Genomic DNA, 25,570 nt, shown 5'->3' on the forward strand with positions numbered 1-25,570 from the left:
CATATGTATTCAAAGAAACCTACTTATTATGAGATTCTATATTATTGTAACGGTTAAAAGGAACAATGCCCATAAATTATTTTAGTGTTGTATATCATTCGAATAGTATCGTAAGTTCTCTGGCGCTTTTTCTCACTGTATCCGATATAAAGTTTATCATAGGAACTGCCAAAATAGTTTGACAAACTACGTACATTTATTGGGTATGTCACAGGAAATTGTCATAACTTTGAAATTAGGGATGTTTTGCATCCTGACAGACGGATATTATACACTATATATGGGTATCACCTAGATAGAGAAGTAATATGCCTTAGAACGATACACCACACAAAGGAGACGTTTATGGATACCTCTACACATTTTGTCATGGGGATTGGTTTAGCCGGTCTGGCTTATGTCGACCCTGTTGTCGCGGCTAGTCCCATGCTTGCAGCTGCGGTAATGGTTGGCACGATCGCCGGTTCCCAGGCCCCTGACATCGATACTGCGTTACGTCTCAAAAGCAATTCGCTTTACATTCGGAATCATCGGGGCTTGTCACACTCTCTGCCATTTCTCCTGTTATGGGTTTTGCTCATCACAGGCGTCATTGCACTGATATTCCCTGGTGTCCCTATTGGACACGTTGCCACCTGGACAGCTGTGGCCGTAGGCTTTCACGTATTCACCGATCTGTTCAACACCTATGGAACCCAAGCCGCCCGGCCTTTCACGGAACGCTGGATCGCCTGGAACATCATTCATATTTTTGATCCGTTTCTATTCACTACACATGTCATAGCTATCTTGTTATGGGCCTTTGATCTGATCGCCCCTGCACCACTCTTCGTTACGTTGTATAGTTTGACCGGTTTATATTATATATGGCGAACGATTGCTCGTGCACAAGCAGTCAGAAAAGTTAGACGTCTCGACAACAGCCCAGAGCAGGCAAGATACATCGTCATTCCAACGATATCCTGGAACCGCTGGCATGTGGTTAAACGAGTTGAGGACGGCAGTTATGTGATCGGTAAAATGGATGGTTCTAATCTGGTATGGAGTCTGCACGCCTCGTCTTCTACTCATGCGGCCGTTGCTGCTTCACGCAAATCACCGGAAGTCAGTGCCTTCCTCTATTTCACCTCCTATGCGGTGGCAGAGGTTGAAGAACTGCCTGCCGGTTACAAGGTCCGTTGGGCAGATGTACGTTATCGACACCGAAAACAATATCCATTTGTCGCTGTAATTGTGATGGATCGGAATTTTGAGACGATTGATACGTATGTAGGCTGGTTAAGCGATGAGAAAATGGATAAAAAACTTTTATCTGCACGCCCTTGACGAAGTGAGCATGGCAAGGCACAATCAGACATAGGAACTGATACGCGAGAAAGCCCGGAGCGTTTCCGCTCCGGGCTTTCTGTTTATCCTGTTTTGTTGCTGTTGGTTAAAATAAATTATTTGCCAGACCCAGCCAGAGACTGCTCAGCGATTTGTACCAGACGTTTGGTGATATATCCACCCAAAGATCCTGTTTCACGGGAAGTGTAGTTACCATAGTAACCGTCTTGTGGGATAGTTACACCCAGTTCCTGTGCAGCCTCGATTTTCAATTGTTGCAGTGCTGAATTTGCCTGAGGTACCACCAAGTTGTTAGAACGAGATCCTTGAGCCATATTTATAATCTCCCTTCAATCTGTGTCTGTAATGTAATTGCAAGCTTGCAAGATTATTATGGCTCGTAGGCTACAGGTTATACGGAGTTTTACTAAATTTGTAGATGGAGGTTTTTCCCAATGAGTAAAGGCTTGTCTTTATGGTTCGCATTCTCTTCGATTATTTTGTTAACGGTTTCTGCAATTATGATCTCCTACTCCGGTTGGTTTGCTGCACTACTGTTTGTCCTGTCCATTGCCAACATTGGCTGGGGATTTGTGATTCGCGCCAAAAAAGAACGTCAGGAAGTTCGCTCGGCTGCTTCAGAGCCCACTTCTTGAGCAGGTCATTTGATAGTTCAATAATGAACGCACAAATAAAGAGGAGTCCTTCAATAGGGCTCCTCTTTATTCATGTTAACTATTCATTGCGTGAAATGATTATATTGTTCAGGACTAATGTTTACGTCTCGGGACAAATCCCATACGTTCTTTCACTGCATCCAACGTTTGAGCTGCAACTTCTTCTGCACGGCGGGCTGACGTATCCAGAACATCCGCCAATTCGCCAGACTCGCGAATCTCATTATAACGTTGTTGCAGGGGTTCAATAACAGACACAACCACTTCAGCCAGTTCTTTTTTGAACGGACCGTACATCTTGCCTTCATAACGCTCAGCTACTTCTTTAAGCGTCATACCTGCACATTCAGCGTAGATACTCATCAGATTGCTGACTTCCGGTTTGTTTGCCGGATCATATACGACTTCACGTCCCGAATCTGTAGTGGCTCGACTGATTTTTTTGCGAATCACATCTGGCGGATCCAGCAGGGCAATATAACTGCCAGCGTTAGGGTTACTTTTGCTCATTTTCGAAGAGGCATCATCAAGTGACATTACCCGTGCACCTACCTGTGGGATATACGGATCTGGAATGGTGAAGTACTCCCCATAACGGTGGTTAAAACGTCCTGCCAGATCACGTGTCAGTTCCAGATGTTGCTTCTGATCCTCACCTACGGGTACAAGGTCAGCATTGTATAACAAAATATCAGCCGCCATTAATGATGGATACACAAACAGTCCAGCACCAACGGAATCTTTACCGGATGATTTATCCTTAAACTGAGTCATGCGTTCAAGCTCACCCATGGAGGTCAGCGTTGTCATCAACCAGCCCAATTCCGCGTGCTGCGGTACATGGGACTGCAGAAATACGTTAGATTTCGACGGATCAATACCTGCTGCAATAAACAGTGCAGCTACTGCTTCCGACTGTTCGCGCAATGCTGCTGGCTCCTGAGCCACGGTGACGGCATGAAGATCAACCACCATGAAATGACATTGATAGTCATGCTGAAGTTTCACAAAATTTTTGATTGCACCAATATAATTACCTAATGTGAGCTTGCCGCTCGGTTGAATACCTGAAAGTACTGTTTTCATTACACATAACGCCTCCCTGATTGTATATAAAAAAACTCCTGCCATTCTCTGCGAACGCAAAAAGGCCCCACATCCGCAAGGGACGTGAGACCGTGGTGCCACCCTTATTCGCTTTTCTTCTATTGCTCCTGACTCTGAATCAAGTCAAGCCGAAGAAATGCCTTCATTGTTCCGTAACGTGGATTAAACGGCAGACTCTAGTGGGGCAAGCCCATCTCCGGCTTAACCTGTTCAAACCTACACTCAAGGGTCCATTCGGTACAGAGCTCACACCGGTTCACATCAACCACCGGCTTTCTGAAGAGGATTCTCTTGGCCTACTTATCCCTGTCATCGATTTCATGTCATTCAATTCTAATAAATGCTTTCAGAGTTCCATCTTAATGCGCACAGGCGCGAATGTCAAAATGAGTTGAACTTTTTTACCCGAGACATCAAAATCTGTTATGATGGAATTGCTTATCCTGTTGTCTGCTTCACACGAAATAGCGCAGGAAATAGCTGGCATGTACACAACGACACGCCTGCAGCAGTAGCTTCATCATAACTGCTTGCAGACAGATTTCAAGTGGGAAAAGGAGCATCGATATGAAACAAGTGACCAAAGGCCAATGGAATGGTTACGACACGTATATCCTACATAGCCGTGAATTGGAAATCACCCTGCTGCCGCGTCTTGGAAATAATATTATTTCTATTCGTGATTTAGTGCAGGACAGAGATGTCGTTCGCCGTCCGGATGAAGACGATCTTGCCTTTTATCTGCAGAAGCCGTACCATTTTGGCGTTCCTCTCCTGATACCACCAGGGCGCATTCATCGTGGACAATTCGAATATGAAGGCGTTCATTACCAGTTCGATCAGAACACGGCGAATGACAACCATATTCACGGTCTCCACCGTACCCAATCCTGGTGTGTCAGTGACATTGAGGAAGATGAAGACGGCTGTGCAATTACGACTGAATTACTGACCGAAAATGAAGAGCATTGGATGGCTCAATTCCCGATTCCCCTGAAACTTGAGATGACGTTCAGTCTGCAAAACGCTGTATTTAGCCAGCGTCTGCGAGTCACCAATCTGAGCTCAACACCTGCTCCTTTTGGGATGGGATATCATACATGGTTTTTGTTAGACGGCAAACCTGCCGACTGGACACTGCAACTGCCTGTTTCCGGAATATACGGACAGAATGAAGAACAATTACCGACAGGTGAACTGGAATCTCTGGGTGAATGGTCTGCTCTGAACGAAGGCATCAATTTGCAGGGACGTAACTGGGATACCCTGTTGAAAGCTACCGAAGCTGAACCGGCTACGGCTTACTTACACAGGCAAGATGGATATACATTGAAATATTCAGCAGATGAAGCATTTTTCAAACATTGGGTTCTCTTTACCAAAGGTGAATCCGATCAGTTTTTGTGCATTGAACCGTACACTTGGCTACCAGATGCACCTAATTTGGCTTTCTCGGATGAACAAACCGGGTTGATTCGCTTGGAACCGGAACAGCCTGTTGAGTTATTTACACGTATTGAGGTTATACCTCCTACAGACTAAGCGAGCTGATCATCCTCTATTTTGCTTTTACGCATATCAACCTATATTTTGCTTTTACGCATATCAACCTATATTTTGATATCCAAATACAACTTGCCGACCGCATTGGGTCGGCTTTTTTATGTGTCCTGTGCACTGATAGTTATCCATATTTTCCCTTACGCCATATCATGTATATTTCCGTATTCTCTAACCATACTAACATCACCAACCCATAAGGAGGTGACACATATGTACGGAGGTCAAAACCAAGGTAGCGGTAGCCGCTCCAACAACCTGGTCGTTCCCCAAGCAACTGCAGCATTGCAACAATTGAAAATGGAAGCTGCACAAGAGCTGGGTGTAACTATTCCACAAGATGGTTACTACGGTAACTATACTTCCCGTGAGACAGGTTCTCTGGGTGGATACATCACTAAACGTCTGGTGCAAATCGCTGAGCAGCAATTATCGGGTCGTTCGTAAGCTCGTAATTATTGCTTAAGCAAACAGAATCCAAAAGCGGCCTTCTTCGGAAGTGCCGCTTTCTCTTGTGCAACGAATTATGAGGTCGACTCCATATCTGAATCCTTGTATGTATTGGTTCTAGGGTAACGAATCATGAGGCTCGCCATATTGTAATTAGACTCCATCGTTGCATCTACCAAAATCATACCTTGTCTTACTGTGAAGTCGTATGATATCTCGCCATGCGTCCAATTGCGTTTGAATTTCAACGTCTCCAGTGCCATTGCCCGGAAAGAAGTTCTCTGGGTTTGGTTTAGCCCCCCTTCCTCCACATCCATCTGCCCATCTCGTCCAGCTATCGGATTATGTCGAATACCGAATTTCCCAATTACGTTGTTTCGTATTTGCACAAAAACCACCCCTGAATCTAACCCTGATAACTCATGATCAAGTTCTTTGAACACCAGATCCAACTGTCTCGCTAATGAAAGCTCATCAATTTTCATATTAACACTCTCCTTATATGCTTATAGTCCTATACATCAAGGACTTACGACTCATTATATGACATCATATGTGATCATTCAACAAATAACGGCAAAGTTGGGTATTTCTAACTATGATTTGCACAATTAATTGCCATTCCACTCCCTTAAACTGAGCTTTTTCTTTCATTTGCGACAAAATATTTAAACCTTAAAAATTAGGATCGCGAACAAAAAGAGGCTGCAATCCCGTGTCTGTTAACAGGGGATTGCAGCCTCTTTCATATATATTCAACCTATTATTTGGTCGCCGTCATCTGTAGAAACTGCTCAATATCGGCAATAACCAAGTCCGCAGCATTTTGCCAGAATTCCGGTTGTGTCAGGTCCGTACCTAGATGTTTTTGGGCAAGTTCTTCGACCGTCATACGCCCTGTATCCCGCAGCAAATCATCATATTTATCTGCAAATGCTGTACCTTCCTGCTGCGCTCTTGCATAGATTCCCGCACTGAACATATACCCAAACGTGTATGGGAAATTATAGAATGGCACACCAGTCAGATAGAAATGCAGTTTGGATGCCCAGAAATGAGGATGATCTGATGCAAGTGCACCACAGAACGCTTCCTGCTGAGCATCCACCATTAATTTGGATAGTTCATCCGCGTTAACCAGACCTTTTTTGCGTTGTTCATAGAAACGATTCTCAAACAGGAACCGGGCATGGATATTCATAAAGAAAGCCACACTTCGCTGTATCTTATCTTCCAACAACGCCAGCTTCTCTTGCTCATCTGTTGCCGCCTGCACCAAGGCATCTGCTACAATCAATTCAGCAAACGTGGAGGCTGTCTCAGCCACATTCATCGCGTAACGTTGATTCAACGCAGGCAACTCTTCCATAATGTGTTGATGATATCCATGACCAAGTTCATGCGCAAGAGTGGACACATTAGATGGTGTCCCGGAGAAGGTCATGAAAATTCGGGTTGCTTTGCTAAGTGGCAAAGACGTACAGAATCCGCCTGGACGTTTGCCAGGACGGTCTTCTGCTTCGATCCAGCGTTTCTCAAAAGCCATCTCTGCAAACGAGGAAAGTTTAGGACTGAACTTGGCAAACTGTTCAACAATATTGATGGCTGCCTCATCGTAAGTGATTTTGCCGCTTGATTGGCCTACAGGTGCATCCACGTCGCTCCAGCTGAGCTTGTCTACCCCCAGCAGTTCTGCCTTGCGCTCCAGATATTGAACAAGTGCAGGTTTGGCCCCATTAATCACATCCCACATCGTATCCAGTGTCTGACGTGACATCCGGTTGATGGCCAGAGGTTCTTTGAGGATATCATCCCAGCCACGTTTCTCGTATAACTTCAGACGGAATCCCGCGAGGTGATTCAGCGTGTCAGCGCAGAAATCTTCGACATCAGTCCAAGCCTGCTCCCAGTTTGCGAATACCGTCTCGCGTACATTCCGATCACTATCGCTCAGCTTGTTGGCAGCCTGTCCTGCGGAGAGCATCACCGTTTCCCCATCTTGCTCAAATGGAATGTTCACCTTGCTGACAATCGTGTTATAGAATTTGCCCCAACCATGATAACCATCCACACCCAGATCCAGAGCAAGACCTTCCAGTTCCGGCGACAACTTCTCACGTGCCAGCGTGCGACTCTCGTTCAGTACAAATGCCAGCGGCTGAATATCTTCCCGAGCAATCCAAGCGTCCCACACCGAATCTGATGTCTGACTGAGTGTATTATCGAACTTCGATTTGCTGCCGTTCAGCATCGCTGCAATAGAACTGATGGCGCCTTGAAGTTGCGTTGCCTTTTTGTCCTTCTGGTTTTGCGATGAGAGACAGGATACAAACGCAGAACCTTCCGATATGCGGATATAACAGCTTTGCAGCAGTTCCAAAATCGGATCAAATGCTGCCGTCTCTTCTATTGAAGTCGGTGCAGGTGTTTCGTTCAACAGATGTTGCAGTTTACGTACATCCTCTTCCAGTTCAATAAGATACGCAGCGAATGATTCGGAGGAAGAACCTCCACTAAAAATGGACTCCAGGTCCCATACGGGGTGTAATGGCGTTTTCATTTAATAAGGCACCTCTCTCTATAAATTGGATGGTTAGGATTGAATTAAAAACTGGTTTTATGCGTGTCATATCTCTATACTAGAGAAATACTTATAGTAACTTTCAGGAGGTAATTGTATGAAACCTTTACAAGTATCGGCTGATACAGCCGTCAAATTAGCAGAATCCTTAGGCGTACCTTTGGAGCACCTGATGCACATGCCCCAACATATCCTGATGCAGAAGATTGCGGAACTTGCCAAACAAGAAGCCTCCAAACCTTCCGAACCAGAAGGCGAACAAGAATGATTCCGTTTGAGAACAGCTGGCCTTACGATATTGTGATGGGAGACATCTATGTACAGCAATGTCCCTACTGTCATGCAAGCAACGTGCTGCTCCCCCTCAAACCCAAAGAGCTTGTGCTCATTCGCGAAGGCAAAAAGAAATTACTCGTCTTTCCCTGCTGTAATACAAGCATGACCGTCATCGACAACGACAGTGATTATTTGTTATCCAGCCGTCCTGTCCGTAACTAATGTAGATCAACCTAGAGGGGGCTGCGCTTCGCAGCCTCTTTGTCTGTTTCCAGCATCTCTTCAGGGAGTTCCAATTTACTTGAAATCATCTGCTCACGCAGCACGGCCCACTGTTCCCTTGAAGCACGAATCATGGCCGCATCTGTGATCCGCTTGTCATGAATGACCTTACTAAACCATTGCACTGCTTCATTAAACCGTCCTACCCTGCGGTTCAATTCCCCGAGCAAATACAACAGTTTGGCTTCATTGCCACCCGTTCCTTCACGTTCGAACACCTTCACATAGGCTTCAAGGCTAAATTCAAGGAAACGATGTTCCTGTGTATGGTCCTCCATATAACGATACAACCAAGCTATATGATGCAACAGACCAGCGACGACACGATCTTTCTCCTGGATAACCTGTGCGCACAGCAAGGCAAGCTTGTACGTAGCCAGCGCCTGTTCCAGTGTTCGTGCTCCGCTATAATCACGTTTAACCCAGCGGTTACCGATCTGTTCCTTAAAAGCCTTGCGCTGAGCATCATTTAAATGCTCCGTTGCGTTCTCCGTCGTGGCAAACCCGCACTGCGGACAGATGCGAACCACATAAAAATCTGGATTCTCCAGCTTGTAGTACGCACAAAAATCCGAATCCGTCCGGTAGGGCCTTTTCAAACTTGGTCTTACCCGTGAGGTCTCATACTCGGTTTCGCAATAATGACAGGTCACTTTCACCTTATACAGCGGCTCTAATTCCAATCTCTTCCATCCCTCTCCCGTACGCTTATATTCGGATCTACGGTGTATTTACAAAATGATGTGCAGGCCCGGATAAACGCTGCAGGATAAACGAATGCAAGGGCTCCTCCACACCAATCTGTGTTAAGGCTTGATCCATACATGCAAGCCAAGCCTCAGCCCGTTCAACCGTCACTTCAAAATGCATATGACGCGCACGCATCATTGGATGTCCAAATGCCTCGGAAAACAGCCCTGGTCCTCCAAAAAACTGAGACAAAAACATATACTGCTTGTCGATGACCGGCTGAATATCTTCCGGGAAAAGCGGAGCCAGCTGCTCATTCTGCTGAACGATCGGATAGAAAGCCTCGACCAGTGCGCGAACACCTTTCTCACCGCCAAGATTGTCATAAATACTTAAACTTGGATTCATTCGTCTGATTCCCCTTTCTGATGTCGAATTTTGCCATATATTACACGTTACGTGAACATTGTGAAAACAGTAACAATATCCAGGCCCCAAAAGCCTTTATCTCCATTCTATCAAAAAAAACCAAAAAGTCCTATATAACATGAAATCATCAGGACATGTAACCTGCCATCTGTATATAGGACCTTATTCAAAACGTATCACAAAAAAAGCGCCAACCGCTTGGGTTGGCGCACTAGATATTTCATTAATAACTCCGCCAGTCCTCTTCCTCAGAGCGTACCAGCGAGGCACGTATCACATATACAAAAGCACAGACCAGGATTCCGGTGACAAGACTCATGATCATCACTCCATCCGAATTGAATTCCACCTTGGAGACAATTAGGTGACGTTCAGGCGTTTTTCTCATTTTAGCACACATTAATCAAAAACACAGCCACTTTTGCAAGCGCTTTCTACGTATAATTTTGTACTGTTTGTCCACTTTTTTTCATATATTGATGGCAATAACACCACAGACTTCCGCACACCGACCATTCCAAATATAAAGGAGAAGAATTCATGGCTGCTTCACAACGACTCACCCATGTCCTGGTCACACTCGCTCTCCTGATCCTTTGTGTGTTAATGGTCTTGTATCCAGCGGAAACCTGGCATGCAGGTGTACGCGGACTGTCCATCTGGTGGGACGTATTGTTTCCCTCCCTTTTTCCTTTTTTGGTGCTGTCCGAGCTGCTGCTCGGCTTTGGCATTGTTCATTTTCTGGGCACATTGCTGAATCCACTGATGCGTCCATTGTTTCGTGTTCCCGGAAGCGGTGGTTTTGTATTTGCCGTGAGCTGTGCATCCGGTTATCCTACAGGAGCGAAACTGACCGCCCAGTTATGGGAACAAAAGCTGGTTACCCGGGAAGAAGGAGAACGGCTCGTTGCCTTCACTACATCATCCGATCCGATCTTCATGATTGGAGCCGTATCGGTTGGGTTCTTCCATAATGTCGCCATTGCTCCAGTATTGGTTGCGAGCCATTACGCTGCAGCTTTTCTGGTAGGTATGCTCATGCGTTTTCACGGGGGTACAGCAAAAGGCTCACACCCAGACAGTTCTTCTGGATCTCCATCGGAGGGGATACCTAGAAACAGACTGGTCCGGGCCATCTATGCGATGCATGAAGCAAGAAAAGCTGACGGACGGGCATTCGGTGAACTGCTGCGCCAGGCAGTCTCCTCATCCCTTCGCCTTATTATTATCGTAGGAGGGCTGGTTGTATTCTTCTCGGTCATGATGGAGCTGCTTGTCCAGACCGGTTGGCTTGGCGGATTATACGGCATAACCGAACAATTGTTACGACATAGCGGACTGCCTCCATCCTTATCTCCTAGCTTGGTTGGTGGACTGTTTGAAGTCACGCTGGGGAACAAAGAGGCTGGGAGTGCCGGGGCATCCATCCCACTCGTCTATAAAGTAGCAGCAGCAGCCTTTGTTCTCTCCTGGGGCGGATTATCCGTCCATGCACAGATTATGAGCGTTCTTAGCAACACACCCATGAGATACGGTCCCTTTCTATTTGCCAGAGCGATTCATGCGCTAATCGCACCTGTGCTGGTCCTGCTATTGTGGACACCCATGATGGGGCGTTCCTCTTCACCCGTTCTCATGGAGCCCGGTTTCATCCCATCGTTATCAACGTATACACCGGACTGGGGACTGATTCTCTTATCCGGAATGATTGTTTTTGTTAGCCTCATCGTGTTGTTGTTATTCCTTGCGATATTAAGTTCCATTCTCAAGCCAAGACGACATGCCAAAAAATAAGTCAACGATTCATCTATATTTAACGGAATATGCGCCCAAACGTTGTGTTCTTCCGCGGAATTGATTATCATCGGTAGTATAATGACCACAAAGGAGCTTTCATCTTGAGATATTATGTTCAAGACCGCGGAGACCAGTTATCGATTGATCTCAGTCAGCAGTTTCATGCGCTGGCGAAGGAAGAAGGGTTCAAGCTGGATGCAGAATCGCCGGAGATTGTTATCTCCATCGGGGGCGATGGTACGATGCTGCAGGCATTTCACAATTTCATCGACCGTATTCCGGATATTGCTTTTGTTGGGGTTCATACAGGCCATCTCGGCTTTTACGCCGATTGGAAGAAGGAAGAATTACGGGAGTTAGTCAGGCTGATGAGTGGCAAAGGAGATCCGGAGCGTCTCAAACCACGCATTGTACAATACCCGCTATTGGAGCTTGAGATCCGGAAAAAGTCGGGGAATTCCTCTTACATCGCCCTTAATGAATTTACGTTAAAAGGTGTAGACGGTACCGTCGTGGCCCAGGTCGATATTAACGATGTGACATTTGAGATGTTCCGTGGGGATGGAATCTGTGTATCCACGCCATCAGGCAGCACGGCATACAACAAGGCCCTTGGCGGTGCCATGGTTCATCCAACCATCGAGGCCATTCAGATTGCTGAGATTGCATCGATTAATAACCGGGTCTATCGGACACTTGGTTCACCGGTTATTTTGCCCAAGCATCATCATTGTGATATTTTCTCCCGCAAGGATCAGCGGTTATTGATGACGATTGATCATGTAAATGTGATGGTGGAGGATCTGATCTCCGTCCGTTGTCAGGTATCCAGTCATAAGGTCAGTTTCGCACGTTTCCGCCCTTACCCATTCTGGAACCGGGTTCGCACGGCATTTCTTGACTAAAATAACACACCAAAAAAGCGGTCCTTCTCAGGAACCGCTTTTTGCTTTGGCTTGAGGTTGATCTTTGCTCTTCTGAAGCACAAAGTACGCACAGCCAAAGTTACAATATTCATTGATATAATCCACCATACTGGCGATTGTGGAATCCTTCGTCGCTTTTGGATGGTTGTCACGGTAAAAACCTTTTAACCTTAACTGGCTATAACCCCAGTCTCCGATAATATAATCATAACGCTCCAGCACTTCACTGTAACGATCACGGAAAACCTCTGGATTCCAGCCTTCTTTGTGGTTCTGGACGATTTCATAATTTTTTCCACCGATCTGTACAATGACCGGTTCTTTGGGCTTTTCTTCAACTGACTCAACAACCGATTCCTGAACCGGCTCCTGGATCTGTTCCTGAAGTTGCTCCTGAATCTGTTCTGTGTTTTTTTCTTCTTCCAATCCGGTATCCTCCATCACGCGTGTGTTGCCGCCTGTTCAGCATGTTTGGTAGCCGATTTCACCTGTTCATGCGCATGGTAGGAGCTGCGTACCATCGGGCCAGATTCGACGTGGCTGAACCCACGTTTTAATCCCTCCTGTTTCAATGCAGCGAACTCCTCTGGCGGATAATACTTTTCAACATACAGATGTTTCTCCGAAGGCTGCAAATATTGACCTATCGTCATAATATCACAGCTCACCGCACGAAGATCATCCATTGTTGATAAAATTTCATTATATTCCTCACCTACACCAAGCATAATGCTTGATTTCGTAGGGATGTTAGGTTGCATTTCTTTGGCACGAGCAAGCAATTCCAGTGAACGTTTATATTTCGCCTTGGCACGCACTTTGTCTGACAACCGCTCAACCGTCTCAATATTGTGATTCAGAATGTCCGGTTTGGCATCCATTACAATCTGCAAAGATTCCCGATCGCCCAGAAAATCTGGAATGAGTACTTCAACGCTGCACAATGGCAACCGTCGCCGTACGGCCTTCACCGTCTCTGCAAAGATCGTAGCTCCCCCGTCTTTCAGGTCATCACGGGCTACACTTGTAATTACGCAGTGTTGCAGATTCATCTGCTCTGCTGCTTCCGCCACACGTTCTGGTTCCTGCAGATCAAGCTCCGTTGGCAAGCCTGTATTCACCGCGCAAAAACGGCATGCCCTTGTGCAAATATCGCCCAAAATCATAAAAGTGGCCGTTCGATTGGCCCAGCATTCATAAATATTCGGACACCGCGCTTCCTCACATACCGTATGCAGCGTTTTGGAACGCATCATCGTTTTCATTTCCTGATAGTTATCGCCGGTTGTCAATTTGATCCGAATCCAATCCGGCTTCGGTTCTTTAACACGTTTAGCCAATGCATAAACCTTCTTTCTACTGAAGTTAGGCTGTTGCTCGGAACATATTATACCATGAAAGCGCTGGAAAAACCCCCATTTGTCACATCTTGTGCATTCATGCTCGATATGGACAATTTGTATAATTGGATTCCCCCCAAGAGCTTACATGGATAAAATGAGAACTTTTGAAGAACGCTAACCTTTAGCTTGGTTCATCGGGTACCTTGTATTATTCTAATGGAAAGGGGCTGCTTCCCAGTGCAACAACGCTTGACCTTCAGGCACACGTACCGCTTTTGGATCAAAACATTACTTGCAGGTACTCTGCTTCTCCCATTCTTGCCTGTTGAAGTTTACAGTGAACCCGCCCAGGCCACTCCCAAATCACAGGCTGCCGAGTTAAAACCCGCAGAAATTTTCGCTGCACGTCGCCATTTATATGAAACCATCGGTCAGATGACCCAGATTCCCTGGTACAGGCTTGCTGCCATTGATCAGTATGAACGGACGATTACTCGTGCACATCCAAAGGATCGCAAGCATCCGGAGCGGCTTACGGGTATCTTCATGACCCCTCCGGCCTGGAGAGGATGGCTAAATCCCGATGAGACGGATCAACATCCGGAATCCATTCTTTTTTTCAAAGGATATGGACGTGATGGTTCAGGAGACGGTATAGCGGATGCCAACAATGATCAGGATGTGCTGTACAGCATGGCTTCTGTTATTCAGGGTTACGGGAACAAACAAGAGGACTTCAACATTGCCTTGTGGGAATATTATCACAACTCCCGTGCTGTGCAACGGATACAGCAATTCGCGAAGTTATATGAGCATTTTGACAATCTGGATCTATTCGGACATGCCTTTCCGGTCCCGCTCGGAACCAACTACTCCTATCGCAGTACCTGGGGGACAAAAAGAAGCTGGGGCGGTTATCGCATTCATGAGGGAACAGATATTTTCGCTCCGCATGGCCTGCCTGTGCGCAGTACCTGTTACGGGGTCGTGGAAATCAAAGGCTGGAATCCGTTTGGTGGCTGGCGCATCGGAATTCGGGATTTGAACAATCATTATCACTATTACGCTCATCTTTCGGGTTTTGACAAAAGTGCACGCATCGGTGAAGTGGTAATCCCCGGTCAGGTTGTAGGTTGGGTTGGCAGTTCGGGTTACGGGAAACCTGGGACACAGGGCAAATTCCCTCCGCATCTGCACTATGGGATCTACCGGGACAGCGGACTGCACGAATGGTCGTTTGATCCTTATCCACAGCTGAAACATTGGGAACAGGATGAACGCAAACAAAAGAGCAAGAAAAGCAAGTGAGACGAGGATATGCACGATCAGCAAAGCGAAAAAGGGACCTCTTTAATTGAGGCCCCTTTCTTTGCTTTACAATTCTAATTTGTGTGTATCATGGGTGCGCGTCCTTATTGAGCTGCAATCCCCCATTCACATCAGGCAGATCATCCGGCTCAATTTCAAGTTCATTCCCTTGCAAAGGGTCTGACGGCGTCTGTTGCTGGTTCTGGCTAGGGGGATTCGTAGTTACTCCATTACCGCTTGATACACCTGTATGACCTGATGGCAGCGCAATAGCTGGGGCATTACTGCCGTTACTACCCACTGGCTTGCCCTGATTATCGTAATAATACATTGGCACATCTCCGACAACCAAAAGGTAGGAAATCGGGATTTCCGTATCGACCGTTTCGGGTTCCATGTCGAAGGGCACCACGACCGCGACCTCAGCAATAATGTGAATGTACACTTCCACCAAAATCATGTTAATACCCGCATTCTGTTGACGGGTGTTCAGATCCACTTTGACAGCACCTTGGGGCTCAATACGAACCGGTATACTCGGGCCAAATGAAGCCAACACCGGACTGCCGAGCGCCTGACCCAGTGGGATTTTTTCTTTTAACATGTGTACATTTTGCAGCGTGGATTGCACAATATTCATCGTACTTGCGGTGATCCGCATATGCTCATTGTAGTTCAGCATGAAACCGGACACCTTCCCGGCGGTATCCGTCTTCCAGTCAATCAGTCCTTCGTTGGTTTTGCCATCAGCAACCTGTGCTGTAATCGCCTTGTTGATCGCTTCGGTCGCAATCTGCTTCACTCTGATCTTGGCCAAGTGCATGATGGGGGGCTTCATCTTTTTATCCACATAAGCAAAGCCCTGCATCAAACAAAACGCAGTGACCAATAAAATGATCAACCACATTTTGCGCTTGCCGCTTGGCGGCTTACGGCGTCTCCGGCTTCGCCATTTTCTTCTCATCATCGAAGTGTCCCTCCCCTACGGGATGAGCTATAGGCTATATGTTAACCTTATGCACCGTTGTCCCAAAAAAGAAGGACAGTACGTGTACACTCTATAGAAAGTAACAACAACATAATAAACAGAGATAAAAAACCTTTCGCCCGCAGATTACTCTGCAAGACGAAAGGCTTTATGTTCAGACCACCCAAAGATTCAGGCATGTCTATCCTTTTATTTCGGAACAGATTCCCAGTCTTTCAGGAAACGTTCAATCCCGCTGTCCGTCAGTGGGTGTTTCCAAAGTGTCGGCAGAAGCGAACCCGGAATGGTGGCAATATGCGCACCGGAAAGGGCTGCATCCTCTACATGTTTGATATTGCGAATGCTTGCTGCGATAATCTCGGAAGGCAGATCATACATGTCCAGAATAAGACGCAGATCACGAATCAATTTCATACCATCCACAGCAATATCATCCAAGCGACCAACGAATGGACTGATGTAGGTTGCACCGGCTTTCGCCGCCATCAGGCCCTGTGCTGCGGAGAAAATCAGCGTAACATTGGTTTTGATCCCTTTTTGCGTCAACTCATGACAAGCATACAGCCCATCTTCGGTCATCGGCAATTTAATGACTACATTCGGTGCCCATTCTGCAATTTCATAAGCTTCCTTCAACATATCCTCGGCTTTGAGACCGATGACTTCAGCACTGACCGGGCCTTTAACAACGCCACAGATCTCCTGAATGACTTCTTTAAATACGCGACCTTCTTTGGCAATCAAAGACGGGTTAGTCGTGACTCCATCCACCAGACCCAGACGTTCGATCCGTTTGATTTCTTCCACATTCCCTGTATCCAAGAAAAATTTCATGATATGTTCCCTCCACTTGATGAATTCGAAAACACGATATAAGTCATTACCCGATTCTCATCATATGTTAACAGTTATATATAAAATTAATTTTTCTCTACAGCGTGACCGCCAAATTCATTACGCAATGCTGCTACCACTTTACCTGTGAATGTGTCTGTCTCCAGGGAACGATAACGCATCAGCAAGGACAACGCGATAACCGGTGTAGCGGTTTGAAGGTCAAATGCCGTTTCTACTGTCCAGCGTCCTTCGCCGGAAGAGTGCATTACACCTTTAATCTCATCGAGGTTTGCATCTTTGGAGAAGGCACGTTCTGTCAGCTCCATCAACCAAGAGCGGATAACGGAACCGTTGTTCCATACGCGAGCCACTTGTTCGAAGTCGAAATCAAATCCACTTTTCTCCAATACGTCAAAACCTTCACCAATGGATGCCATCATACCGTACTCGATACCATTGTGAACCATTTTGAGGAAGTGACCGCTGCCCGCTTTACCAGCATACAGGTAGCCATTCTCTACGGAAGTATCTTTGAATGCCGGTTCAACGATTGCCCAAGCCTCCGGGTCCCCACCGATCATATAACATGCTCCATTACGTGCGCCTTCCATACCGCCAGATGTACCTGCATCCATGTAGTGAATGCCTTTGGTTTTCATCTCTTCATAGCGACGGATGGATTCTTTGTAGTGGGAGTTACCCGCTTCAATGATGATGTCGCCTTTGGACAACAACGGGCTGACTTCAGCCAATACAGCATCTACTACGTTGTGGGGAACCATGATCCACAATACACGTGGGGATTCGAGCGAAGCCACCATCTCAGCGTAAGAAGACACGCCTTCAGCGCCGTATTCTTTCATTTCATTTACTGCTTCAGCGTTCAGGTCAAAAGCAACTACTTCGTGTTTGTGGTCAATCAAGTTTCTACCTAGGTTCAATCCCATTTTTCCTAATCCGACGAGTCCAAGTTTCATTTTAAAATCCTCCTGTTATGAACAATGTTTAAATTGCATTTGCGTTCAAATATTAATTAAGGTTTGCGTTATGCAGCAACCGTTCCGGTGATGGATCGTTCTTATGATCGCTGTTGTATCCAAATTTTTTTTAACTATTTTTCTTATAGTTAAAATTCGGATACAAAGGCGAACGCTTCGCTTCTTCAGAATCGATTCCATCCCCTACACTACGGCACTACACCAAAAGTTAATTAATTTGAACACCTCTATATTAAAAAATTTCCACTGCCCTCCGGCAAACATAACCGGAAGGGCTTATGCAAAATTGGAACGGTATAATTCATAAAAAATGAGATCTGTATACATCATAAAAGCTACTTCATCTATATCAGCATTTTGCATCATTTCGATCAACTCGCTTCCGAATACAAGTTCTAGAAGACGAAAAGAACCATTTCGTTTCATATCCTGTTTACTTGAAAGACGGTCTTTGGATTTGTGCAAAATGTTCATTGGTAAACACAATGGATTGCACTGTTGTGTTCTCAGATGATTACTCTGTTGTTACACTTACCACCAACGGTAGCCATCTGCAGCTGTCAGGCGATCTGCTGACTCTGGTCCATGCGAACCTGCACTGTACGTATCCAGTGGCACGTTGCCCACTTCGAATGCTTCCTGAATCGGTTGAACCCACTGCCATGCCAGCTCCACTTCGTTCCAGTGAGCGAAGAAGGTGGAATCACCACGCATAGCGTCAAAGATCAGATTCTCGTACGCTTCAGGGATGTTACGTTTACCTGAGTTGAAGGTCATATGCATCGGCTCCACTTCACCATGGTTCAATGGATTCTTCGCATTTAATTGAAGGGAAATACTTTCTCCCGGACCAATTTCAATCGTAAGCAGGTTAGGTTCCGTTGTATTTTCGGATTCATGCCCCGTTTTCAGTGGAGCCTTGAACTCAACAACGATTCGAGTGGATTTCTCAGCCAGGCGTTTACCTGTACGGATATAAAATGGAACCTCACTCCAGAACGGATCATCGATCCACAGTCTTGCGGCAACATAGGTCTCATTCTGCGATCCGGCAGGGATGCCAGGCTCGTCCAGATATCCAACAACCGAAGTGCCTTGCAGCTCACCTGCGGCATATTGCGCACGAACGACTTCAGAAGCGACGTTTTCTTTCGTCAAAGGACGAAGTGCTTCAGCAATTTTTTGCTTTTTGAATTGAATTTCTTCCGGTGTGCAACGTTTTGGCAAATGCAAACCAATCATCATCAGCAACTGAAGCATATGGTTTTGGAACATGTCACGAAGCGCACCACTTTGGTCGTAATACGCCGCACGTTCTTCAACACCCACCGTCTCACTTGCCGTAATCTGAACATTGGCAATATAACGGTTAGACCACAACGCTTGAATTACCGGATTTGCATAGGTGAGCGTCTCAATATTTTGAACCATTGGTTTACCAAGGAAATGGTCAATACGGTAAATCTCTTCTTCCGCAAACGTATTGCTCAGTTTTTCGTTCAGATCACGAGCGGATTGCAGGTCGTGTCCGAAAGGTTTTTCGATAATCAGTTTCTTCCAGCCTTTGGTGTTACCCAGGCCACTTTCTTGTATGTTTAATGCGATTGGCTCAAAGAATTCCGGTGCCACCGACATGTAGAACATGCGGTTTTCGGGAATGTTAAGCTCTTGTTCACGCTGTTGAACCAGTTCCAACAGTTTGGTGTAATCTTCAAGCTTCGTATTATTTAAAGAACAATAACGGAAAGCTCCAATGAAATCCCGAACCTGAGATGCTTCTTCCGGCGTCTGACGTGAGAATTCATGCAGTGACTTTTCAACATTCGCCTGAAAGTCCGTATCCGACAATTCACGTCGTCCCAAACCGATAACGGAGAAGGATTCCGGCATTTTCTCATCCATGTACAAGTTATATAATGCAGGGTAAATCTTGCGTTTGGCTAAATCGCCTGTTGCCCCGAACAGGACAAATGTCATTGCATCCATTGGAGTGCCTCCTGTGATCTGTGCAGTATAGTATATGATGTTGCAAAATGTTCAAATCCAAGCATGACAAAAGACGGAATAAGTGGGTGTGTTCCCCGCCTTGCCTCCGTTTATATAACACACCTGAATTTAACCATGGAACATTCCTTCTCTCCACAACCTGTATTTAGGTTATAAATTGTAACCTTTTGAATTAACGTTACCCATATTACACCTGTCGTCACAATTCGTCAATAATCGTGTCTAACCTGTGAACTCCAGTGTTTATAGGGTTTTTATTTGATGATAACGCTTTATGTGGTAAGATTAAGAACAATTGGTATGTGACATTTTACACATATGGCCTGTGGACAAGTAGGTTACAATAAGTATACTAATGATATTACAAGCAATACTAAACCGAAGGAGCACAATCATGAGCGATGATGAGAATGCCAAGCAAATATGCACAAAAGTGGAACAATCTTATCAGATCATTGGCCGAAAATGGGTAGCCCTCATAATCCATGCGTTGATGGAGGAACCCAAGCGCTTCAGTGAGATTCACGCTTATATCCCTGACTTGAGTAAACGCGTGTTAAATGAGCGAATGAAGGAATTGGAAGAAGAAGGACTCGTGGTTCGCCATGTGGTCACGGAACGTCCAGTTCGGACTGAATATATGTTGTCACGAAAAGGTACGGAACTGGGGAGAGCGCTAAGCGCCGTGGAACGTTGGGCTGATAAGTGGCTGTAATATTTTGAGGAATCATTATGGTTTATTTATTTAGCTTAAAGGTAACGCCGATAATCCCGGAGGTGGAGTATCGCATTTAGCAAATGGCTAGTGCAATCCGCATCCGGGATTTATTTACTTCAAACAGTGAATACTAATTGTATACAAAGACGTAATAACGCTATTATTTTGCAAACCAAATGACTATGGAGATTATTATCTCGAAGCGATTGCGAGTTAAATGGATGGAAAAACCGGGTGTATTGATTTTTTAGTGGTGTAGGTGTTATAGACCTGGAACAAAAAAAGATGCCAATTCTCACTTATGTGAGGGGCATCTTTTTCACGTATAATACTACGAATCCAACTTACTCCCGAGTGTAATACTCGAATCCTCGAAGTTGTCCACCGTCGTCTTTTTTTCATAAAAGTGTACGGCATGTTGCATAATTCCTTCTCTTGTGTAAAACGCGTCTTTCGCCCCTAGTGGAAAAACAACCTTTTCTCTCGTACTTGCCGACTTATAGATACCCACAATCAGTTCAAGCGTATTCCGACCACTTTGGCCATCCACCAGAAGGGGAGATCCTGTCTCAATAGCATTTAACACATTCTCCACTTGCCCAGCGTGACCGACATGAGTAACATCCGGCAATTCGTCAGCGAGCTTCTGAATCTGTTGTTCCAACTCTCCATTGGATTCCGGAAATCCGTTATTCCGCGCGGTAGAAGCAACCACTTTCCAAGGTGCAGATACCCGGGCTTCTTTGCCCTGAAAAATTAACTGTTGCTCCTCTCCGTGATGTATGACGGAACTGGTAATCATGCCAAGCGCCCCTTCCTGGAAGCGAAGCATCGCCATGGATATATCCTCAACTTCGGCATTATCATGAGCCGTATTTGCCATCATCGCCTGTAATTCCACTGGAGGTCCCATCATCCAAAGCATAGCATCAATATGATGCACCGCATGATTAAGGGTACAACCTCCGCCTTCTTTTTCCCATGTCCCGCGCCACCACAGATCATAATAATTGTGGCCCCGCCACCAGAACGAATCAACCTGCACATGTACAATAGGCCCCATCCGTTTACTGTCCAGCACACCTTTTAACTTCATCATCGGTGTCGTAAATCGATTCTGTGCTACTACAGATAGTAACTTGCCACTTTCTTGCGCTGCTCTCAACATCAGATCCGCTTCCTCCAGGGAAGATGCCATCGGTTTTTCGACCAACACATGCGCACCTGCTTGCATGAAATCACACGCAATTGGAGCATGCGTATATGGTGGCGTACAGACGGATACCAGATCAATATTTTGGGCAAGTAGCTCTGTGTAATCCGTAAAGGCTTGTGCACCTTCCAATCCATATTCATTAATTCGCTTCTGTGCTTTTTCCACGTAGATATCGACCACAGCAACAATCTGACATCGCTCTGGAAATGCTAAGTATGCTGAGATATGCGCTCCACTAATTGCACCTACTCCAATAATCGCCACTCTTAACATCGTTACAACCTCCCTTGTTTCCTTCACAATACACAATAATAAAGCGCTTTTATGCGTTCATCTTGTGGTAAAATATAACTATCTTGTGCATGATAAGGGAGGCATTCATGATGTCCATCTTCCTGGGAGAACAATTTAAGCTGGTCTGTCGCCGTACATCCAACACTACGTTTCGCGAAGTGTTCCATGCTCACTCGCAGCTGGAGATAACCTATATTCACGAAGGATACGGGCAGTTGATAACCGAAGGTCAGGTTTTCTCCCTTGAACGCGGTATGCTCATGATTTTTCGACCTTTTCAATTGCACCACTTCCAGATTCAAGTATCCAGTCAGCAGCCTTTCATCAGAAACGTGCTTATGTTTGAGCTTGAAATATTAAAGACATATTGGTCGCATTTTATGACGACTCACCGTTTCATACATGACCTGCTGGGAGAGCACTCTCCGATTCACCCGATCCGACTTCCTGCCACTTCCCCACTCATTCAACGAATGGAACAATTCGATAAGACCTATCCAGAACTACTACCTCATGAAGCAGTGGAGGATACTTGCCTCTTTATACTTGATTCACTTACGCAACTACGTTACTTATGGAAAGATGTTGTCATTCAGGATCTAAAGGCACATTCCGTATCCAGTTCAGTAATGCTTCATCCTCATGCCGAAGCCATCATGCAGTGGATTGAACAGCATTACCAGGAGCCTTTTCGTTTGGAGGATATCGCAGAGACACTTCATCTATCCCCCTATCATCTATCTCATGTATTCAAAAAAGCGACTGGCACCACCATTATTGCTTATGCTCAAGCCACCCGCATTCGTCATGCCTGTGTGCTGCTCACCCGTTCCTCCCTTTCCGTTCCCGAAATCGGTCACCGTGTCGGTATGACAAGCCCCTCCTACTTTTGCAAAGTATTCCGTACTACCACAGGCTCTACACCACATCAATATCGGCTGAAGGTGCAGGGGAGGAAGTAATGGATCACCACATAAAGAAAGAAGCGAAAGAATTCACTTCTCCGCTTCTTCTCGTACAAACCGTTTTACTTGCTTCACCGTACATCAAGCCCCAACTTCTCCAAATACGGAATAAGTCGCTCTCTTAATTGCCTCAAATCATCCTTCTGTTCCACTGACAAGCGTTCATCATGAATACTTCCATCCTTATCCACCACCATCAGCTCATACTCCTTCATTTGTTCATACACAGATTTGAACTCGGTATACTCCTCTTTAGATAACATCTCCTCCGCTCGCGCCAACTGCTCCGTCCAGAATTGTTGCTCATTCATAGGATCCTTTTGTGAAGCGGTACTCACAGCTTCCAGCTTCTCGAAAAACGGTTCCAGCTCAGCTACAAGAAGGTTATATTGTTCCTGCTCCACTGTACCCCACTGCTCTGGATGCATTTTTCCCTGAGAATCAGCATACTTCACGGCCATTTGCCCCATTTTCTTCAGCAGGTCCATGTATTGAACAAATTCTTCTTCACTGAAATGCGTCTTGGCCGTCTGCAGCTTTGCTTCCAACCTCATATAATCCTCAGCTGTTCCCCCCATAGCAGTGATATTTTCCTGTGAACCATATATTCCGTCTGCAAGATAGGTGTACCCTGCGTAGGCTCCGGTGGGAATAATGAGTACAACAGCCAATAGCCCAGTGACCAGCCATCTTTTTCGATTTCTTCTAATGTGAATATCACTTCGAATACCATCCAACATTTTATGTTTAATTCCCGCAGGAACAGACCACTCTTTAGTCTCTTCCTGGTAGGCTGTTCGCAACTCTTCATCGAGTCTCATGCAAATCCTCCACCTTTCCCCGCAACCTTGGATTCATCTTCTCTTTTTGTCTCAACTTCGCCAGCGCCGCATGTATGCGCGATTTCACGGTTCCAAGTGGAATCTCCAATATGCCAGCAATCTCCTCTTGCGTGTATTCGTTCAAATAATGAAGTGTAACCACCTGCTGCAGCTTGTACGGCAAACGACGCACCTGTTCCAGCAGAGGACGATTTGCCAATTTGTTGACCAGATCAGTGGAAAAATCATATTCCATACCAACGTCAGATTTCTCGAGCCGCTTGCCAAACCGAAACTGCATCAATCTTTTGCGTCGATAACTCTGAACCTGTCGCATCGTCACCCCCATCAACCAGGGACGAAAAGCACGCTCCGCATCATATCGCGCCAATGATCGATACGCCTGAATGTAAATCTCCTGTACCACATCCTCCGCGTCAGACTTGTCCTTGATGAGAAATCGCACAGTGTGATATATCCTCGTCACTGTTTTCTCATATAATTCTCCATATGCTTCTTCATGCCCCGCCCGTATTAACGTTACAAGTTCTATGTACTCATCTTGCTCACTCATTATCCATCCCCCTCCTCCTTACACTATATATTGGCATGCCAGCATCATATCGTTCGATTTATTTATTGAATGAGTAGGTACGGCTGAATCTGATACAAAAATGTCCTCTGGTGTTTATCATGATATAATATACCTAATTTTGATATAATTGGAGGTTCTGCATCTGAGTTATAAGATCCCCTTTGGTCTTTTACTATTATCTATATCGATCATCAGATTGGTAATCGCCAGAACAAACCTTGAGCCCTAGACCACGGTATACAGACTTATTGGGATCTTGGTTATCTTATCATCTCTTTTTCTTTCGAAAGCGGATATAAGGGAGTAACTTAGCAGGGGTGGTCACTACTGTAATGAAACTTTTCAGCAAATTGTACTCAGAATATCTCCTGATTCCACGACCTCTACGTTTGTTGTTTTTGTGGGGGTGGATTGTTTTGTTTTATATTGCTGGTGCCAAACTCAGATGGTTCTACTTCCTACAATAAACTGATTTTAAAGAAATCTGATCCCCTGGGACATCAAAAAGAGCTGAGTCGTCATTATGACATCTCGGCTCTTCTTTGATGCTCATCCTATTCCTTGCAGATAAAGATATAGGTAATCAACTCGAGCTCGCTCATACGTTCATTTTTGAGACAAACTTTATTTGATATTCAGAAATCACTTGATCACCGCTCCTGAATTGTTCTACCTGTTCAAGTCTTGCCATTAAGTTGGCAAGGCTTTTTTCTCTTAAACGTAAGTTATTTGGCCTTGCTTATGTATTCTTTAGATTTTCTTCAGAATTATGCTCATTAATTCCTTAGTTTTTTTCATTAAGATTGCTATATCGACAAGAGAGGAGGCAAAACAATGATCAGTAATACGATCTTAGAGCTACTACATCAGTATGGATATCTGATTTTTTATTTTGCCTTCTCATTAGGGCCTTTCGGAATTCCAATTCCAAATGAAATCACGATTATCAGCGGTGCCATTTTGAGCCACACAGGAGTTATCAATTCATGGATCACATATTTCTGTATTTTATCAGGACTATTAACGGCCATTACCTTTGCCTATTTTGCAGGGAAGTTATTTGGAACCAAGATAAAACACAGATTTCAACATCATAAACACTTCGTCAAGGCTGAACTCATCCTGAATAAGAGTGGCAATTGGGCGATGTGCATCGGTTTGTTCATTCCAATCGTGCGGTATGTTCTCCCTTTGGTCATTGGGCTGAGCGGCGTCCAGTATAGAAAATTTGCTATTATCTCCTATTCCAGTGCTTTGTTATGGACCCTAACGTATTTTACAGCGGGAACTTACTTCGGCGGCCCCATATTATCGACGCTTCATTTATTACATTTCTAACTGGTTTGGATAACATAACATCACATTATGGAGGAACCCCT

Annotated in this window: 28 protein-coding genes and 1 other annotated feature; of the genes, 12 read left to right on the top strand and 16 right to left on the bottom strand. The window is 45.4% G+C overall.

All coding sequences use genetic code 11. The annotated features are described in order from the left end of the window. Positions 1-345: 345 nt before the first annotated feature. On the top strand, positions 346-1,326 hold the full coding sequence (locus F0220_RS25095) for a metal-dependent hydrolase (RefSeq protein WP_036605731.1): 981 nt from the start codon (positions 346-348) through the stop codon (positions 1,324-1,326). A gap of 116 nt (positions 1,327-1,442) precedes the next feature. On the opposite strand, the gene F0220_RS25100 is transcribed toward F0220_RS25095, so the two are convergent. After that, the gene (locus tag F0220_RS25100; protein WP_017692386.1) at positions 1,443-1,661 is read right to left on the bottom strand and encodes an alpha/beta-type small acid-soluble spore protein; all 219 of its coding nucleotides are present in this window, start codon (positions 1,659-1,661) and stop codon (positions 1,443-1,445) included. A 120-nt stretch (positions 1,662-1,781) separates the two neighbouring features. Between F0220_RS25100 and F0220_RS25105 the strand changes: the two genes are divergently transcribed. Continuing rightward, entirely contained in the window at positions 1,782-1,982 is a 201-nt protein-coding gene (locus F0220_RS25105) for a hypothetical protein (protein ID WP_017692385.1), read from the top strand. 114 nt (positions 1,983-2,096) lie between these two features. Here F0220_RS25105 and trpS read toward each other — a convergent pair whose 3' ends face one another. After that, complete coding sequence (gene trpS / locus F0220_RS25110; RefSeq protein ID WP_105601323.1) at positions 2,097-3,089, bottom strand: tryptophan--tRNA ligase; 993 nt, start codon at positions 3,087-3,089, stop codon at positions 2,097-2,099. A gap of 75 nt (positions 3,090-3,164) precedes the next feature. Further along, positions 3,165-3,432 (bottom strand) — a binding site (T-box leader). Between the two features lie 245 nt (positions 3,433-3,677). Between trpS and F0220_RS25115 the strand changes: the two genes are divergently transcribed. Further along, the gene (locus F0220_RS25115) at positions 3,678-4,652 is read left to right on the top strand and encodes an aldose 1-epimerase (protein WP_105601326.1); all 975 of its coding nucleotides are present in this window, start codon (positions 3,678-3,680) and stop codon (positions 4,650-4,652) included. A 231-nt stretch (positions 4,653-4,883) separates the two neighbouring features. Then, complete coding sequence (locus F0220_RS25120) at positions 4,884-5,117, top strand: alpha/beta-type small acid-soluble spore protein (RefSeq protein ID WP_105601328.1); 234 nt, start codon at positions 4,884-4,886, stop codon at positions 5,115-5,117. Between the two features lie 77 nt (positions 5,118-5,194). Here the strand turns inward: F0220_RS25120 and F0220_RS25125 are convergent, their stop codons facing one another. After that, positions 5,195-5,605, bottom strand: a complete 411-nt coding sequence (locus tag F0220_RS25125; protein WP_105601329.1) for an O-methyltransferase — start codon at positions 5,603-5,605, stop codon at positions 5,195-5,197. Between the two features lie 278 nt (positions 5,606-5,883). Further along, positions 5,884-7,680 carry a M3 family oligoendopeptidase gene (locus tag F0220_RS25130; protein WP_149846797.1) on the bottom strand — a complete coding sequence of 599 codons (1,797 nt, stop codon included), beginning with the start codon at positions 7,678-7,680 and terminating at the stop codon, positions 5,884-5,886. A 118-nt stretch (positions 7,681-7,798) separates the two neighbouring features. Between F0220_RS25130 and F0220_RS25135 the strand changes: the two genes are divergently transcribed. Together F0220_RS25135 and F0220_RS25140 are read left to right on the top strand one after the other, a co-directional pair. Beyond that, entirely contained in the window at positions 7,799-7,969 is a 171-nt protein-coding gene (locus F0220_RS25135; RefSeq protein WP_091020788.1) for a YycC family protein, read from the top strand. Beyond that, complete coding sequence (locus F0220_RS25140; RefSeq protein WP_017692378.1) at positions 7,966-8,199, top strand: hypothetical protein; 234 nt, start codon at positions 7,966-7,968, stop codon at positions 8,197-8,199. Before F0220_RS25135 ends, F0220_RS25140 begins: the two co-directional genes overlap by 4 nt. Positions 8,200-8,210: 11 nt before the next feature. On the opposite strand, the gene F0220_RS25145 is transcribed toward F0220_RS25140, so the two are convergent. The 3 genes from F0220_RS25145 to F0220_RS32625 all read right to left on the bottom strand — a co-directional run bounded on the left by F0220_RS25145 (position 8,211) and on the right by F0220_RS32625 (position 9,766). Further along, entirely contained in the window at positions 8,211-8,942 is a 732-nt protein-coding gene (locus F0220_RS25145) for a DUF2225 domain-containing protein (protein ID WP_105601333.1), read from the bottom strand. Between the two features lie 37 nt (positions 8,943-8,979). Beyond that, positions 8,980-9,357: a globin domain-containing protein gene (locus tag F0220_RS25150; protein WP_036605723.1), complete on the bottom strand. Its 378-nt coding sequence runs from the start codon at positions 9,355-9,357 to the stop codon at positions 8,980-8,982. Between the two features lie 244 nt (positions 9,358-9,601). Beyond that, positions 9,602-9,766 carry a hypothetical protein gene (locus F0220_RS32625; RefSeq protein ID WP_155984997.1) on the bottom strand — a complete coding sequence of 55 codons (165 nt, stop codon included), beginning with the start codon at positions 9,764-9,766 and terminating at the stop codon, positions 9,602-9,604. Positions 9,767-9,918: 152 nt separating this feature from the next. On the opposite strand from F0220_RS32625, the gene ylbJ reads away from it, so the two are divergent. After that, a complete protein-coding gene (gene ylbJ, locus F0220_RS25155; protein ID WP_105601334.1) occupies positions 9,919-11,172 on the top strand; it encodes a sporulation integral membrane protein YlbJ in 1,254 nt (417 codons plus the stop codon). A gap of 104 nt (positions 11,173-11,276) precedes the next feature. Further along, positions 11,277-12,080, top strand: coding sequence for an NAD kinase (locus F0220_RS25160; protein WP_036673293.1), 804 nt, complete (start codon positions 11,277-11,279; stop codon positions 12,078-12,080). 27 nt (positions 12,081-12,107) lie between these two features. Here F0220_RS25160 and F0220_RS25165 read toward each other — a convergent pair whose 3' ends face one another. Together F0220_RS25165 and lipA are read right to left on the bottom strand one after the other, a co-directional pair. Next, the gene (locus F0220_RS25165) at positions 12,108-12,527 is read right to left on the bottom strand and encodes a YutD family protein (RefSeq protein WP_223199774.1); all 420 of its coding nucleotides are present in this window, start codon (positions 12,525-12,527) and stop codon (positions 12,108-12,110) included. A gap of 14 nt (positions 12,528-12,541) precedes the next feature. Beyond that, a complete protein-coding gene (gene lipA / locus F0220_RS25170) occupies positions 12,542-13,441 on the bottom strand; it encodes a lipoyl synthase (RefSeq protein WP_105601336.1) in 900 nt (299 codons plus the stop codon). A 240-nt stretch (positions 13,442-13,681) separates the two neighbouring features. Between lipA and F0220_RS25175 the strand changes: the two genes are divergently transcribed. After that, complete coding sequence (locus tag F0220_RS25175; RefSeq protein ID WP_105601337.1) at positions 13,682-14,752, top strand: M23 family metallopeptidase; 1,071 nt, start codon at positions 13,682-13,684, stop codon at positions 14,750-14,752. An 88-nt stretch (positions 14,753-14,840) separates the two neighbouring features. On the opposite strand, the gene yunB is transcribed toward F0220_RS25175, so the two are convergent. From yunB to zwf, 4 genes are all read right to left on the bottom strand, one after another. Further along, on the bottom strand, positions 14,841-15,719 hold the full coding sequence (gene yunB, locus F0220_RS25180) for a sporulation protein YunB (protein WP_091020784.1): 879 nt from the start codon (positions 15,717-15,719) through the stop codon (positions 14,841-14,843). A 210-nt stretch (positions 15,720-15,929) separates the two neighbouring features. Beyond that, positions 15,930-16,574, bottom strand: a complete 645-nt coding sequence (gene fsa, locus F0220_RS25185) for a fructose-6-phosphate aldolase (protein WP_036605718.1) — start codon at positions 16,572-16,574, stop codon at positions 15,930-15,932. Positions 16,575-16,660: 86 nt separating this feature from the next. After that, a complete protein-coding gene (gene gnd, locus F0220_RS25190; RefSeq protein ID WP_062838007.1) occupies positions 16,661-17,554 on the bottom strand; it encodes a phosphogluconate dehydrogenase (NAD(+)-dependent, decarboxylating) in 894 nt (297 codons plus the stop codon). Between the two features lie 552 nt (positions 17,555-18,106). Continuing rightward, positions 18,107-19,561: a glucose-6-phosphate dehydrogenase gene (gene zwf / locus F0220_RS25195; protein ID WP_105601340.1), complete on the bottom strand. Its 1,455-nt coding sequence runs from the start codon at positions 19,559-19,561 to the stop codon at positions 18,107-18,109. Positions 19,562-19,976: 415 nt separating this feature from the next. Here zwf and F0220_RS25200 point away from each other — a divergent pair, with 415 nt between their 5' ends. Next, the gene (locus tag F0220_RS25200; RefSeq protein WP_036605715.1) at positions 19,977-20,297 is read left to right on the top strand and encodes a winged helix-turn-helix transcriptional regulator; all 321 of its coding nucleotides are present in this window, start codon (positions 19,977-19,979) and stop codon (positions 20,295-20,297) included. A 334-nt stretch (positions 20,298-20,631) separates the two neighbouring features. Here F0220_RS25200 and F0220_RS25205 read toward each other — a convergent pair whose 3' ends face one another. Then, positions 20,632-21,789: a Gfo/Idh/MocA family protein gene (locus tag F0220_RS25205; RefSeq protein WP_105601342.1), complete on the bottom strand. Its 1,158-nt coding sequence runs from the start codon at positions 21,787-21,789 to the stop codon at positions 20,632-20,634. 107 nt (positions 21,790-21,896) lie between these two features. Between F0220_RS25205 and F0220_RS25210 the strand changes: the two genes are divergently transcribed. Then, positions 21,897-22,772: an AraC family transcriptional regulator gene (locus tag F0220_RS25210; RefSeq protein ID WP_181156163.1), complete on the top strand. Its 876-nt coding sequence runs from the start codon at positions 21,897-21,899 to the stop codon at positions 22,770-22,772. Between the two features lie 74 nt (positions 22,773-22,846). Here F0220_RS25210 and F0220_RS25215 read toward each other — a convergent pair whose 3' ends face one another. Both F0220_RS25215 and F0220_RS25220 read right to left on the bottom strand, forming a co-directional pair. Then, positions 22,847-23,596: a DUF3600 domain-containing protein gene (locus tag F0220_RS25215; protein ID WP_105601345.1), complete on the bottom strand. Its 750-nt coding sequence runs from the start codon at positions 23,594-23,596 to the stop codon at positions 22,847-22,849. Next, positions 23,583-24,170 (bottom strand): sigma-70 family RNA polymerase sigma factor, encoded by a 588-nt coding sequence (locus F0220_RS25220; protein WP_105601346.1) that lies wholly within the window; start codon positions 24,168-24,170, stop codon positions 23,583-23,585. Before F0220_RS25220 ends, F0220_RS25215 begins: the two co-directional genes overlap by 14 nt. Positions 24,171-25,025: 855 nt before the next feature. Between F0220_RS25220 and F0220_RS25225 the strand changes: the two genes are divergently transcribed. Beyond that, positions 25,026-25,529: a DedA family protein gene (locus tag F0220_RS25225; RefSeq protein WP_105601348.1), complete on the top strand. Its 504-nt coding sequence runs from the start codon at positions 25,026-25,028 to the stop codon at positions 25,527-25,529. Positions 25,530-25,570: the final 41 nt, after the last annotated feature.

This window comes from Paenibacillus sp. 37 (assembly GCF_008386395.1).
Classification (GTDB): Bacteria; Bacillota; Bacilli; order Paenibacillales; family Paenibacillaceae; genus Paenibacillus; species Paenibacillus amylolyticus_B.

What these genes read in the sequence shown, in the direction of transcription:
- F0220_RS25120 (WP_105601328.1), top strand. Translation starts at nt 4,884, where the DNA reads ATGTACGGAGGTCAAAACCAAGGTAGCGGTAGCCGCTCCAACAACCTG.
- F0220_RS25225 (WP_105601348.1), top strand. Translation starts at nt 25,026, where the DNA reads ATGATCAGTAATACGATCTTAGAGCTACTACATCAGTATGGATATCTG.
- F0220_RS25210 (WP_181156163.1), top strand. Translation starts at nt 21,897, where the DNA reads ATGATGTCCATCTTCCTGGGAGAACAATTTAAGCTGGTCTGTCGCCGT.
- F0220_RS25130 (WP_149846797.1), bottom strand. Translation starts at nt 7,680, where the DNA reads ATGAAAACGCCATTACACCCCGTATGGGACCTGGAGTCCATTTTTAGT.
- F0220_RS25150 (WP_036605723.1), bottom strand. Translation starts at nt 9,357, where the DNA reads ATGAATCCAAGTTTAAGTATTTATGACAATCTTGGCGGTGAGAAAGGT.
- gnd (WP_062838007.1), bottom strand. Translation starts at nt 17,554, where the DNA reads ATGAAACTTGGACTCGTCGGATTAGGAAAAATGGGATTGAACCTAGGT.
- yunB (WP_091020784.1), bottom strand. Translation starts at nt 15,719, where the DNA reads ATGATGAGAAGAAAATGGCGAAGCCGGAGACGCCGTAAGCCGCCAAGC.
- zwf (WP_105601340.1), bottom strand. Translation starts at nt 19,561, where the DNA reads ATGGATGCAATGACATTTGTCCTGTTCGGGGCAACAGGCGATTTAGCC.
- F0220_RS25095 (WP_036605731.1), top strand. Translation starts at nt 346, where the DNA reads ATGGATACCTCTACACATTTTGTCATGGGGATTGGTTTAGCCGGTCTG.
- F0220_RS25200 (WP_036605715.1), top strand. Translation starts at nt 19,977, where the DNA reads ATGAGCGATGATGAGAATGCCAAGCAAATATGCACAAAAGTGGAACAA.
- fsa (WP_036605718.1), bottom strand. Translation starts at nt 16,574, where the DNA reads ATGAAATTTTTCTTGGATACAGGGAATGTGGAAGAAATCAAACGGATC.
- trpS (WP_105601323.1), bottom strand. Translation starts at nt 3,089, where the DNA reads ATGAAAACAGTACTTTCAGGTATTCAACCGAGCGGCAAGCTCACATTA.
- F0220_RS25135 (WP_091020788.1), top strand. Translation starts at nt 7,799, where the DNA reads ATGAAACCTTTACAAGTATCGGCTGATACAGCCGTCAAATTAGCAGAA.
- F0220_RS32625 (WP_155984997.1), bottom strand. Translation starts at nt 9,766, where the DNA reads ATGAGAAAAACGCCTGAACGTCACCTAATTGTCTCCAAGGTGGAATTC.
- F0220_RS25205 (WP_105601342.1), bottom strand. Translation starts at nt 21,789, where the DNA reads ATGTTAAGAGTGGCGATTATTGGAGTAGGTGCAATTAGTGGAGCGCAT.
- ylbJ (WP_105601334.1), top strand. Translation starts at nt 9,919, where the DNA reads ATGGCTGCTTCACAACGACTCACCCATGTCCTGGTCACACTCGCTCTC.
- F0220_RS25215 (WP_105601345.1), bottom strand. Translation starts at nt 23,596, where the DNA reads ATGAGACTCGATGAAGAGTTGCGAACAGCCTACCAGGAAGAGACTAAA.
- F0220_RS25100 (WP_017692386.1), bottom strand. Translation starts at nt 1,661, where the DNA reads ATGGCTCAAGGATCTCGTTCTAACAACTTGGTGGTACCTCAGGCAAAT.
- F0220_RS25220 (WP_105601346.1), bottom strand. Translation starts at nt 24,170, where the DNA reads ATGAGTGAGCAAGATGAGTACATAGAACTTGTAACGTTAATACGGGCG.
- F0220_RS25115 (WP_105601326.1), top strand. Translation starts at nt 3,678, where the DNA reads ATGAAACAAGTGACCAAAGGCCAATGGAATGGTTACGACACGTATATC.
- F0220_RS25105 (WP_017692385.1), top strand. Translation starts at nt 1,782, where the DNA reads ATGAGTAAAGGCTTGTCTTTATGGTTCGCATTCTCTTCGATTATTTTG.
- F0220_RS25125 (WP_105601329.1), bottom strand. Translation starts at nt 5,605, where the DNA reads ATGAAAATTGATGAGCTTTCATTAGCGAGACAGTTGGATCTGGTGTTC.
- F0220_RS25140 (WP_017692378.1), top strand. Translation starts at nt 7,966, where the DNA reads ATGATTCCGTTTGAGAACAGCTGGCCTTACGATATTGTGATGGGAGAC.